General features: G+C 43.7%; 11 protein-coding genes. 10 read left to right on the plus strand and 1 reads right to left on the minus strand.

Features of this window, described 5'->3' with window-relative positions:
• Positions 1-26 precede the first annotated feature (26 nt).
• The 10 genes from AB5123_RS01320 to AB5123_RS01365 all read left to right on the plus strand — a co-directional run bounded on the left by AB5123_RS01320 (position 27) and on the right by AB5123_RS01365 (position 11923).
• Complete coding sequence (locus tag AB5123_RS01320; RefSeq protein WP_181979654.1) at positions 27-176, plus strand: hypothetical protein; 150 nt, start codon at positions 27-29, stop codon at positions 174-176.
• Positions 177-229: 53 nt separating this feature from the next.
• A complete protein-coding gene (gene alaS / locus AB5123_RS01325) occupies positions 230-2887 on the plus strand; it encodes an alanine--tRNA ligase (RefSeq protein ID WP_368364468.1) in 2658 nt (885 codons plus the stop codon).
• 63 nt (positions 2888-2950) lie between these two features.
• Positions 2951-3292, plus strand: coding sequence for a histidine triad nucleotide-binding protein (locus AB5123_RS01330; protein WP_022286776.1), 342 nt, complete (start codon positions 2951-2953; stop codon positions 3290-3292).
• A 63-nt stretch (positions 3293-3355) separates the two neighbouring features.
• Complete coding sequence (locus AB5123_RS01335; protein WP_368364469.1) at positions 3356-5353, plus strand: ComEC/Rec2 family competence protein; 1998 nt, start codon at positions 3356-3358, stop codon at positions 5351-5353.
• Positions 5322-6380: a DNA polymerase III subunit delta gene (gene holA, locus AB5123_RS01340; protein WP_302838894.1), complete on the plus strand. Its 1059-nt coding sequence runs from the start codon at positions 5322-5324 to the stop codon at positions 6378-6380. Before AB5123_RS01335 ends, holA begins: the two co-directional genes overlap by 32 nt.
• A gap of 3 nt (positions 6381-6383) precedes the next feature.
• The gene (locus tag AB5123_RS01345) at positions 6384-7007 is read left to right on the plus strand and encodes a toprim domain-containing protein (protein ID WP_117891662.1); all 624 of its coding nucleotides are present in this window, start codon (positions 6384-6386) and stop codon (positions 7005-7007) included.
• 58 nt (positions 7008-7065) lie between these two features.
• Positions 7066-8388: an MBOAT family O-acyltransferase gene (locus AB5123_RS01350; RefSeq protein ID WP_242998726.1), complete on the plus strand. Its 1323-nt coding sequence runs from the start codon at positions 7066-7068 to the stop codon at positions 8386-8388.
• A gap of 20 nt (positions 8389-8408) precedes the next feature.
• Positions 8409-9506 carry a DHHW family protein gene (locus AB5123_RS01355; protein WP_337812044.1) on the plus strand — a complete coding sequence of 366 codons (1098 nt, stop codon included), beginning with the start codon at positions 8409-8411 and terminating at the stop codon, positions 9504-9506.
• Between the two features lie 109 nt (positions 9507-9615).
• Positions 9616-10704, plus strand: a complete 1089-nt coding sequence (pyrB, locus tag AB5123_RS01360; RefSeq protein WP_242998227.1) for an aspartate carbamoyltransferase — start codon at positions 9616-9618, stop codon at positions 10702-10704.
• 208 nt (positions 10705-10912) lie between these two features.
• Positions 10913-11923: an N-acetylmuramoyl-L-alanine amidase gene (locus tag AB5123_RS01365; protein ID WP_368364470.1), complete on the plus strand. Its 1011-nt coding sequence runs from the start codon at positions 10913-10915 to the stop codon at positions 11921-11923.
• Between the two features lie 70 nt (positions 11924-11993).
• Here AB5123_RS01365 and AB5123_RS01370 read toward each other — a convergent pair whose 3' ends face one another.
• On the minus strand, positions 11994-12275 hold the full coding sequence (locus tag AB5123_RS01370) for a hypothetical protein (RefSeq protein WP_022286784.1): 282 nt from the start codon (positions 12273-12275) through the stop codon (positions 11994-11996).
• Between the last annotated feature and the right edge of the window lie 153 nt (positions 12276-12428).

Below are 12428 nucleotides of genomic sequence, written 5' to 3' on the forward strand. Positions count from 1 at the left end.
GTGTCGGTAAAGAGAAAAGGCGGTGGGTGAAAGCCTTTGCGGCAAGTTCGGTGGCTAACCTGAGCGGTGCTGAAAACAGCAACGTATGCTCTGCGTTAAAGGGCTTCGAGTGGTCGGGCGATGAGTTCGGCAATTTGGGTGGTAACACGGAACTGTCGGTTTCGTCCCATGTTTAGGGACGAGCCGTTTTTTATTTTGCGAATAATTTCATTTGGAAGGATCTGAATTTATGGAATGGACAGGACTTAACGAACTGCGTGAATCTTATCTGAAATTTTTTGAGAGCAAGGGTTGTTTGAGACACAAGAGCTACCCTCTCGTACCTCAGAACGATAACAGCCTGCTGCTTATCGTTGCAGGTATGGCACCTCTGAAGCCTTACTTCACAGGTCAGGAAACACCTCCGAGAACAAGAATGACAACTTGTCAGAAGTGTATCAGAACAGGCGATATCGAAAACGTTGGTAAGACAGCAAGACATGGCACATATTTTGAAATGCTTGGTAACTTCTCATTCGGTGATTACTTCAAGAAGGAAGCCATTTCATGGGCTTGGGAGTATGTTACACAGGTACTCAAACTGCCAAAGGACAGACTTTATATCTCTGTTTATGAGGACGATGACGAGGCTGAAAAGATATGGCATGAGGACGCTGGCGTTCCAATGGATCATATCGTAAGAATGGGCAAGGAAGACAACTTCTGGGAGGCTGGAACAGACGGCCCTTGCGGTCCATGTTCAGAGATCTATTTCGACAGAGGAGAGAAATATGGCTGTGGCAAGCCTGATTGTAAGGTCGGCTGCGACTGCGACAGATACATGGAGTTCTGGAACCTTGTGTTCACACAGTTTGAAAGACACGAGGACGGCACTTATACTCCACTTAAGCAGAAAAATATCGACACAGGTATGGGTCTTGAAAGGCTTGCTTCTATCATGCAGGACGTTGACTCTATCTTTGACGTTGACACAGTAAAGGCTATCAGAGATCATGTTTGTAAGATAGCAGGCTGTGAGTACGGCAAGGAGTACAAAAAGGACGTTTCTATCAGAGTTATCACAGACCATATCCGTTCTGTAACATTCATGGCGTCAGACGGAATTTTGCCGTCAAATGAGGGCAGAGGATACGTTATGAGACGTTTGCTCAGAAGAGCCGTTCGTCACGGAAAGCTTCTCGGCATAAACGGACTTTTCCTCAAAGACCTTGTAAAAACTGTTGTTGACTGCAACAAGTGTGAGTATAACGAGCTTGAAGAAAAGTATGACTATATCGTAAAGGTGCTCACAACTGAGGAGCAGAACTTTAATGCCACTATCGACAGAGGTATGAAGATACTTGACGATCTTATCGCACAGATGCAGAAAGACGGCAAGACGGAGCTTGACGGTGAGAGTTGCTTCAAGCTTTCCGACACATACGGTTTCCCTATCGACCTTACAAGAGAGATCCTTGAAGAAAAGGGCATGACCTGTGATGAGGAGGGCTTTGCTGAGTGCTATGCAAAGCAGAGAGAAACAGCCAAGAACGCTCACGCTGCAACAAAGTATATGGGTGCAGACGAAACTGTTTTCCATAAGATAGACAAGGATTTCCACACAGAGTTCATCGGCTATGACAAGCTCGAGGGCGACAGCGAGATATCATTCATCACAACTGATGATGAGCTTATCGAAAACGCAAAGGCTGGCGATGAAGTATATATCGTATCTTCACAGACGCCATTCTATGCAGAGAGCGGCGGACAGGTGGGCGATATCGGTACTATCGCTACAGAAAGCGGTAAGTGCAGAGTCGTTGACACACAGAAGGTCGTTGCAGGAAAGTTCGCTCATAAGGCGGTTGTTGAAGAGGGCGAGATAGCTGTAGGTCAGAAGGCTCACTTCACTGTTGACAGAAAGACACGTTATGCTGTTATGAGAAACCATAGCTGCGCACATCTGCTTCAGGCTGCACTGAGAAAAGTTCTCGGTGAACACGTTCATCAGGCAGGTCAGCTCGTTGACGCTCACAGACTTAGATTTGACTTCTCTCACTTCAACGCAATGACAGCAGAGGAGAAGCTCAAGGTTGAAGCACTTGTAAACAAGTATATCCTTGAAGCTCTTGATATAAAAATGGAAGAAATGCCTATCGCAGAAGCTCAGAAGCTTGGCGCTATGGCTCTGTTCGGTGAGAAATACGGCGAAACTGTAAGGGTAGTAACAATGGGTGACGGTGACGAAACAGCTTCTATCGAGTTCTGTGGCGGTACACATCTTGACAATACTTCAAGAATAGGTCTGTTCAAGATAATCTCCGAAAGCTCTGTAGCTTCAGGCGTAAGACGTATCGAAGCCGTAACAGGCAGAGGCGTTCTTGAACTTGTTGAGGAAAGAGCCGCAACTATCCAGCAGGCGGCTGAAAGCCTTAAGCTTGCAAATCCACTGGACATCGTAAAGAGATGCCACACTATCATGCAGGAAGTCAAGGATCTTGAAAAGGAAAGAGACGCTTTGCAGGCTGAGATAACAAATCTCAAAACAAAGTCACTGTTCGATAATCCGTATGAGGTCAACGGCGTTAAGGTAGTTACTGCAATGCTCACAAATACAAGACCTGATATGCTCAGAAAAATGGGCGACGAGCTTAAAGCAAGAGAAGCTGACGCAGTTGCAGTTGTTGCAGGCGTTGACGGTGAAAAGGCAAACCTTGTTGTAGTTTGTGGCAAGAACGCTGTTGCAATGGGTGCACACGCAGGCAAGATAGCAGGCAAGGTAGCAGCACTCACAGGCGGTAAGGGCGGCGGACGTCCTGACTCTGCTATGGCTGGTATCGGCGACAGATTCAAGATCGACGAGGCACTTGACAAGGTAAACGAAATAGTTGGCGAATTTGTAAAATAATATGGGCAAAGGCTGTGCAAAATGCTGTGCAGCCTACCCCTTTTTTGAAAGGCGGAGAGATAAATGGAAGATTGTCTTTTTTGTAAAATTATTTCCGGGGAAATACCCTCAAAGAAAATATACGAGGACGAGCTGACATACGTTTTTGAGGACATTGCTCCTACAGCTCCGATTCATTATCTTGTTATCCCTAAGCAGCATATTTCAAAGCTTGACGAGATAACACCTGAAAACAGTGCAGTTATCGCACATATCTATGAAGTTATCGCAAAGCTTGCCAAAGACCTCGACCTTAAGGACGGTTTCAGAGTTGTTTCCAACTGCGGCGAGCAGGCAGGACAGAGCGTTTTCCACATTCATTTTCATCTTCTTGCAGGCAGACCACTTGCTTGGCCAGCCGGTTAAAGAAATCAAACGGGCGGGTAAATTTCTTATCCGCCCTTAGTTTTAAGGGGGACGGCGGCAGTGGTGAGAAAAAGCTGTTATATCGGCTTTTCGTATTTTGCAGGACTTTTTCTCTGTACCATTGGCTGGGGCAGAAACAACGCAGTTTTTACACTTGCGTCAGCGTGTGTAGCCATTACAGCCTTTGCGCTTTTTAAGAGATACCGAAAGCATATAGCTCTCTGCTTTGTTTCTTTCCTGATAGCGGTGGGAGTCAATACCGCTTATACTCACATTTTCTATGATAAACTGACAGCTTTAGACGGAAAGACCGTCACAGTTAAAGGCGAGATAATCGACATAAGCTATATAGGCTCTGACACCTGTCGGCTAAGTGTCAATGGTACCGTTGGGGGAGTAAAAGGCAGGCTGACCTTTTATGCAGATGACATTGAATATGATTACTATGACAATATCGTGGCGACAGTAAAGGTCAGCAGGATAAAAGACAGCATCAATTTCAAATCAGAGCAGTATGACCGGCCTAAAGGCGTTTTTCTCCAAGGCTCGACCGCTGAAAGCATAGAAGTTACAGGCTGCGGAAACACCATTTTACGCAGTATAATGCACTATCGTGACAAGATGTTCATGTTGATAAACGATATCATAGGCGGAGATGAGGGCGGTTTTGCCGCTGCAATGCTCTGCGGAGATAAAACTGAGCTTTCAAAGCAAACGAAGCTCACGGTCTATCGTAGTGGCATAGGTCATATATTTTCCGTGTCGGGAACTCATGTGGTCATAATAAGTGCCATGATAGGCTGGCTCATGCAGAAACTAAGCAAGGATAAGCGTGTGATATTTGCCGTCCAAACTGTGGTAATGTGGGCATTTGCGGTCTTTGCAGGATTTTCAGTATCCGTTGTGAGGGCGGCTTTTATGCTGACCTTGGTCACTGCCGCACCGCTCCTTTACCGCAGACCAGACCCAGCAAATACTCTCTGCCTTTGCGCTGTTGTTATACTCACTCTTTCGCCCTATGCAGCAGCGGACTGCTCGTTTCTGCTGTCATTCACAGCAACATTTGTGATAGGCACGGTCTGCCCGAAAGCAGCGGCACTTGTAAAGGACAAAGGCATTTTGTACAGCCTTGAACGGCAGGCAGTAAATGCGGTGACGATACTTCTTTGTACAATGCCTGTTCAGCTTATATTTTTCAGCGAGATATCTCTTGTTGCACCACTGTCAAATATCCTGCTGGTGCCTGTCTGTACCCTTGCTCTGGGTCTGACAGTAATAACTGCGGTAACAGGCGGTGCGGCAATAATAGCCTATCCTGTGCTGACGGTGGTAAAGTATCTTCTGGAAGTCGTTCTGTTTCTTGCTGAGCTGTTTTCAAAATTCAGCTTTGCCTATCTTCCTCGTGGAGTAAGACCACTTGGCATTGTAATGCTCGTTACCTGCCTTGTACCTGTGGCGGTCATGTTTCTGAGAAAGTCAGTAAAGCTTGGGGCTTTTTGCACTGTTCTAATGCTTGTATGTTGGACAGCGGTGTATAATTATTCTCTTGCTTTTGGAGGCTCGGTAAAGATAGTTGTAATGCCAAAAGGAAACGCAGTGCAGGCTGTGCTGTATGATAAAACAAAAGGTATGGTTTTCGATATGGGCAGTAAGGGCAAGCTCAACAGCGGTATGGAAAGCTTTTTGGAGCTTTACGGCATAAAAGAGCTAAAAGGCGCATTTATAGAAAGCGAACAGTATTACACTATAACGAAATATAACGAGCAGATGACTATACGACCTGACAGATTTTATATAAATGGCGAGCCTGATAATGACAGCGAACTGCCGTTCATGACAGGCGCACAGCTTGATTGGAACGGTGTTAAGATAGAAGCACTGGAGGGCGGCTATAAAATTACCACCGAGGGCTGTGTGGTCACTATAGAAAAAGGTTCTGTCACCATAAACGGCAGGAACCTTGACACAACAGATGAAGAATACCCATTGATGATAGATATGAAAAATTCGCAGATAAGGAGGACGGAATATGGCTTTGCTTACGGCTTCGGCTCTTGGTAAAACGATAAGAGAGAATGATATCGACAGCCTTTATTATTTTTACGGACATGATACAGCGGCACTTGAAAGCTTTACAAAAAGGCTTGTGAACAAGCTTTGCCCTGCTGACGCTCAGGTCATGAACTTTCATAAGCTTGACGGCAAAAATCTTGATTTTCCAATGCTTACAGACGCTTGCGAAGCTCTGCCTTTTATGGCTGAACGTGTGGTGGTGACTATAAACGACCTTAATATAGACGCAGTGACTAAGGATGATCTGGACGACCTGAAAAAGATCCTAGGCTCTCTTGGCGAAACCACCACAGTGATAATCTATGCCACAGGAGTTGACCTTTTCAAGAACAAAAAGTATCTTACAGACAAAAACAAGCGCTTTGCAGATTTCTGCGAAAAGCATGGCACTGTCTGCAACTTTGAATACAAAAGGGCTTCCGACCTTGGAAAGTCTATATCCACCTATCTTGCCAAAAGCGGCTGTACCATAACAAAAAGCAACGCAGAGTATCTTGCAAACCTCTGTTTGTGCGACACTGCATTTATCAGCAAGGAGCTTGAAAAGCTTTCGGCTTATGCAGAGGGCAGGGAGGTAACAAGAGAGGATATCGACTTGCTTTGTATCAGGCGTATCGAGTCGGACGGATATTCTCTTGCAATAAATATCCTCAGAGGCAATGCGGCAATGGTCTTCACACGTTTGCGTGAACTCGATGTGCAGAATTATGAACCATATGCTATAATAGGAATAATCGGCTTTTCCCTTGCGGATATCTATAGGGCGAAGCTTGCACGTTCCTCTGGCAGGAGCGTTGCAGACGTGGCCAAAGATTTTTCCTATGCGAAAAACAGAGAGTTTGCAGTAAAAAACGCCTATTCCGAGTGCGGAAATATCTCGGCGGAGCGTATAAGAAAAACGCTTGAGATTCTTTCTGAAACCGACCTTATGCTCAAAACAAGGTCACGGGGAAAAGACGGAGATATGCTCACCATCGAGCAGGGGCTTGCAAGGTCAATGGCGTTAAGGTGTTAGTAAATGGAAAAACTTAAAATATCAAGGGCAATAATCGTTGAGGGAAAATATGATAAGATAAAGCTTTCGTCCATAGTTGACGGTGTTATAATCGTCACTAACGGCTTTCGTATCTATAAAGACCCTGACAAGGCAGCGCTTATAAGATACTATGCTCAGCATGGCGGAATAGCAATTCTTACAGACTCTGACACAGCAGGCTTTCGCATAAGAGGGCATATAAAGGGTATCGTCCCCAAAGGCGATATCGTGAACGTGTATGTTCCTGAGATATTCGGCAAAGAAAAGCGCAAGACAGAGCCGTCAAAAGAGGGCTTGTTAGGGGTCGAGGGCGTTCCTGCGGATATTATCAGGGAAGCATTTGAAAAAGCAGGCATTATAGGCGAAAAGGTCGCAGACAGAGAACTTATGACCAAGCTTGACTTTTATGAGCTAGGTCTAAGCGGCAGACCTGACAGCAGCAGGCTCAGACAGCTTGTGTGCGAAAAGCTGTCGCTGCCCAAAAAGCTCACTGCAAATGCACTGCTTGAAGTGGTGAACACAATGCTAGATAAAGAAAGCTTGCAAGCACTCATAGAGGAATTGACCTCAGAAAACAATAAAGACAAGGAGAATAGCGTTGGTTAGTCTTGAATTTTTATATTTCTTTCTTCCTGTTTTTATGGGAGTATACACTTTGTCAGGGGTGCGTTTCAGAAAAGCCGTGTTCCTGCTTGGAACAGTTGTGCTGTGTCTGTGGGTGTCCACATGGGGGATAATACCAATGGCGGTGTGTGCTGTTGTATCATACTTTTGCGGCAGGCTTATCCACCGCTTCGCAGACAAAAAAGGACTTAAAAGGCTATGGCTCATATTATCGGTGATAGTAAATATGGCAGTGCTTCTTGTATTCATAAGAAGCGGTCACAGCAGCTATGACGTGACGTCTATATTCACAGGCAAAGGCGCAATGCTAAAGCTTTTCCCTGTGTGGGGAGCGGGCGTTTTCACTCTCCATGGCATCTCCTACTGCATGGATATCTATAGGAAAGAAATAGAGCCTGAGAAGAATTTTCTTTTGGTATCTCAATATATATGCTTTTTCCCATGCTTTAGCTGTGGACCGATACTCAGATTTTCGGATATGAGCGAACAGCTTAGAAAACCTGTCATAACCTCTGGAAAGCTTGCAGAGGGCATAAAGCTTATGCTTATAGGCTTTGCGGAGAAGCTTTTTCTGTCGGATCCTATGTATGAGATGTGGCAGCACATAAGGGGAGTAAGTGCAGATTCGCTCTCCGCCGCTTGTGCATGGCTTGGGATAATAGCTTTCTCCTTTGCGTTCTACTATGAGCTTAGAGCTTATTCGCATATTGCACAGGGTATTGGTTCAATGCTCGGCTTTGAACTTCCTGATAACTTTGATCTGCCGTTTATGTCAGCAGGCTTCAATGAGCTTATAAAACGATTTGCCTGCACCTTTTATAGTTGGGTGAGAGATTATTTCTACAGACCTATATGTAGAAATAAAGACAGCGTTTGCCTTTGGGCATTGATACTGTCTGTGCTTGCAGGCTCGGTTTGGTATGGCTACGGCAGACACACAATGCTGTGGGTAGCGTTTATTTGTGTTATGCTTGGCATAGAATATCTCTTGAAAAATATTCTTGCGGCTGTGCCGACATGGGTAAGATGTGCGGTGATGAATGTTCTGTTTCTTATAGGTCTGCCGTTTCTTGCGATAGACAGCCTGCCTTCAGCCTGCGGATATGTTGCCGCAATGCTCGGCGGGGGAAGCTTTGCAGGAGATGTTCTTGCATCGTATGTGATAAAAACAGGAGTTGTGATGTATCTTATCTGCGGCTTTTTTGCAACAGGTATCGGCAGATATCTCAAACGCAGGACAATGCAGCTCAATACTAATATAGTTTACATAATCGAGCCAATGCTCACTATAGGATTTCTGCTTATCAGTACAGCGTTTCTTGTGGGCGGAGGTAATTCGTCTATGAATTTATTCGTGAGATAAAATGGGAGGAGTGAACATTAATGAAAAAGGCTGCTGATTATATCGCAGTAAGCGCATTTTTTGTAATAGTCATAATGTTTGCGGCATATACTCTCGTGATGGGCAGACATGGATCTGAAAGTGAAAAGGCAGACAGTTCAGATATAAGACATAACGTTCAGAACTATGTTAGCAGTAATTTTCCTCTAAGCTCAAATTGGAAGTCGCTCAGAACGACCATGTTTGTGATGACTGGTAAGAAAAATTTTGATAATATCTATATCCTTAAAAATCGTCTTGTAGAGATCACAGATTTTGATAAGGACAGGCTTGATAAAAACATCTCGCAGATAAATGAATTTTCAGAAAACACAGATACACCTGTATATGTTATGTTAGCTCCGACTGCCGCAGGTATCTATTCTGCTAAGCTGCCTGCTTATACTTCAAACACAGACCAGCGTGAAATGATAGATAATATCTATTATGACCTAGACAGCAGGATAGACACCATAGATACGTTTTTTCCTATGTATTCTGCAAGAAATAATTACGTTTACTATCGTACAGATAGAAAGTGGACTTCCTTCGGGGCGTATTTTGCCTATGCAGACGGCATAAAAGAGCTGGGTTTTGAGCCGGTCGTTCTGTCCAATTACGATCAAGAATATACCTCAAATTCTTATTATGGGGGACTTTACAGTGAACTTTGCTATAACAGCATAGGCGCAGACAGAGTGAACATCTTCCGTTCTAAGTATAAGACTACTGTGGATTCTGTGGAGCTTTACAGAGGAGAGCAGGTGCTTACCTCAAAATCTGTTTATTTTAGATCTGCACTGAAAACAGCAGATAAAACGGCTATCTTCCTGCAAGGTGACAACTTTACTAAGGCAACGGTCAAGACAACTGCAGAGGACGCACCAAAGCTTCTTATCATCAAAGGAAGCTATGCCAATACCCTTGTGCCGTTTCTTACCCCACACTACAGCGAGATAACCTTGGTAGACCCTGACAAGCTCAAAGAGGAAGGCAAGACCCTTTCTGACGTGGCAGATACGAGTGCATATGACCAGATATTATTTATGTATGACTGCGATCAGTTTGCAGATGAAACAAATTTTGACCTGCTCAAATAATATGGGCTATGTACTTGAAAAAATGGAGCAGGTGTGATATAATAAAGAAAATGCCGTACAAGGAATGTGCGGCATAATGTATGTCTGAATATTTGAGAGGGTGTTTGATGTGAGTGAGCAAAAAAACAGACTTGATCTTATTGATCTTAATGACTATCCCGTATCTTGGTGGCTGAAACTTCTTGACCTCGGTCATAAGATAGTTCAGGATCCTGCCGCCTATAGCGAGGCTTGCAAGGGCAAGATAATGGGTACTCTTTTCTATGAGCCGTCAACAAGAACGCAGATGTCTTTCCAGACCGCTATGCTGCGTCTTGGTGGAACGATAATAGGCTTTGACAATCCTGCCACTTCTTCCGTTGCAAAGGGAGAGAATATCAAGGATACCACAAAGATAGTTTCCGGCTATGCCGATATCATGGTAATGCGTCACCCTACCGCTGGATCGGTAAAGGCTGCGGCACTCACTGCTGATTGCCCTGTTATCAACGCAGGCGACGGTGGACACCTCCACCCAACACAGACACTTACAGACCTGCTTACACTTAGAGAAGAAAAGGGCAGACTTGATAACCTGACCATAGGCTTCTGCGGCGACCTTAAAAACGGCAGAACAGTCCATTCCCTTATTAAAGCAATGGTATGTTTTCCAAACAATAAGTTCATATTAGTTTCAACTTCTGAGCTTGCTTTGCCTGTGTATGTAAAGGATATCCTTGAAGCGGCAGGCATGGAGTACAAAGAAGTTACCGACCTTGAAGAGGTTATCGGTGAGCTTGACGTGCTATATATGACAAGAATACAGAAAGAGCGTTTTGCTTCTGAGGAGGAGTATCAGTCTCAGAGCGGAAATTACATACTCGATACAAGAAAGCTTTCAATGGGAAAGCCTGACCTTATAGTGCTTCACCCTCTGCCAAGAGTCGATGAGATAGCTATCGAGGTGGACGACGACCCGAGAGCAATGTATTTCAAACAGGCAAAATACGGTATGTATATCAGAATGGCACTTATACTTACAGTTATAAACGGCGATGGTGCTTCGCAGCCGCTTATGAAGGGCAGAGTGCATAAGCACATTGATTGTTCAAATCCTAACTGTATCACTCACCATGAAAAGTATCTGCCACATTGGTTCAAGGGCGACGGCACAACGCTTGTTTGCGAATATTGTGACGAGAGAACATTGGTGGAATAAAATAAGAGCTTAATGGGGTAAACAAAGGCTGTGTCAGTCTTTGCTTACCCTTTTTTATTGTGCAGATAGCGTATATTAATAGCCTTGTGATATGCAAAATCGTTAAAAGTAACGATTTTCTTACAATATGGTAACAAACAGTCTTGAAATAATGTTGAGCGTGTGGTATAATTAAAATGGATAAATTTTTTACAGGAGCTTTGATCTAATGAATACACTTTCAGATGAGGAGTTTGAACAGATCTACGGACGAAAGCTTGTCAGAAGGGTGAAAAAGAAAAAAATATACTGGAACAGAATTATTATTGCATTGATAATACTTATCGGCATTGTGACTGGTCTGGTAAAGCTGACAGCCTTGGTAGTATCAAAGATCAAAGGAGACGACACGCAAAAAACAAACAAGGTATTGAATAATACATCTTCTGTCGCTGTGAAGGAGGACGCTTCTTCTGCTGAGGATAAAAAAGACGTGCCTGCGAAGTATTCAAATATGGACTTTACAGTGTGTGTTGACGCAGGCCACGGTGATTATGACGGCGGCACAACTGACGCCTCAGGAACAAGATATGAAAAAGACGATAACTTAAAGGTCGCACTTGAGGTGCAGAAATATCTTGAAAAATACGGCGTCAATGTGGTGATGATAAGAGATGATGACTCTTTCCTTGAGCTTGACGAAAGATGTGCAAAGGCAAATAACGCCAAGGCTGATATGTATGTTTCACTTCACCGGAACAGCTATGACGGTGATATTTCGGGCGTTGAGGTTTGGGTGAACAATTCTGAGCCTGAATATGACACAAAGCTTGCACAGAATATACTTGATGATCTTGAAAAGGTAGGTATATCTGAAAATAGAGGAGTACAGTATGGCTACGTTGGCAATTCCGGTGTAAACTATTACATAAATGCCGACACTGTTATGCCAAGCTGTCTTGTGGAGCTTGGATTTATAACCGAGGATATCGACAATAAGCTTTTTGACGAACATCTTACCGAGTATGGACAAGCTATTGCTGATGGTATAGTTCAGACAGCTATTGATGTTGGTCTTGTTGATGAAAGTGGCAAAAGACTTATGTCTGAGCAGCTTATCTCACCTGAGAAGCCTGTGAACAATAAGGATTCTTCATCTGCGGCTGACGCTATGACAACGCCGATGGAGACGGATTCTTCTGCTGACGTTTATAATACTCAGGAAAACGAGTGGTATTGATAACAAAAAAATAAAAGCGAACACAGTTCGTTTCTGCTAATGCAGAGAAACCGTGTTCGCCTTTTTGTTGCTAAAGCTCTTTTCTAATGAGTTTGAATTTCTCAAATTCTTTCGTCAGGTCTGCCAGAACGTTTTCAAGACCTTTTTCAGAGTATTCTTCGTGATATTCTGCCACAAAGTCTGTTACCTCCGTGACGCACTTTGTGCCGTACCATACTCTGACATAAAGCTCTTTTTCATCGCCGAGAATAGGGTCTATGCGGTAGCTGAAATTGGTGTAATTGCTGCCAGACCAGGTGTTTTTTTCTTCAAAATAGTGAAATGTGGGTATATCAAAATAACCATGGAGCATTGTATATTTTCCTTTCAAAAATCATTCGTTTATGATATTATAGCATATCACTGTTCCTTTTTCAAGCATTTAGTCTAATTCTTAATTAAATTAACCTAAAAAACGTTTACAATTTTGTTAGGAATGTATATTGGAGAATTGTTCAAAATATGT

This window comes from Ruminococcus sp. RTP21204st1_B2_RTP21204_210225 (assembly GCF_040914135.1).
GTDB lineage: Bacteria > Bacillota > Clostridia > Oscillospirales > Ruminococcaceae > Hominimerdicola > Hominimerdicola aceti.

Bases quoted from the DNA above. Each gene is read 5' to 3' on its own strand.
- AB5123_RS01355 (WP_337812044.1), top strand. From the start codon at position 8,409: ATGAAAAAGGCTGCTGATTATATCGCAGTAAGCGCATTTTTTGTAATA.
- AB5123_RS01330 (WP_022286776.1), top strand. From the start codon at position 2,951: ATGGAAGATTGTCTTTTTTGTAAAATTATTTCCGGGGAAATACCCTCA.
- AB5123_RS01345 (WP_117891662.1), top strand. From the start codon at position 6,384: ATGGAAAAACTTAAAATATCAAGGGCAATAATCGTTGAGGGAAAATAT.
- holA (WP_302838894.1), top strand. From the start codon at position 5,322: ATGGCTTTGCTTACGGCTTCGGCTCTTGGTAAAACGATAAGAGAGAAT.
- alaS (WP_368364468.1), top strand. From the start codon at position 230: ATGGAATGGACAGGACTTAACGAACTGCGTGAATCTTATCTGAAATTT.
- AB5123_RS01365 (WP_368364470.1), top strand. From the start codon at position 10,913: ATGAATACACTTTCAGATGAGGAGTTTGAACAGATCTACGGACGAAAG.
- AB5123_RS01370 (WP_022286784.1), bottom strand. From the start codon at position 12,275: ATGCTCCATGGTTATTTTGATATACCCACATTTCACTATTTTGAAGAA.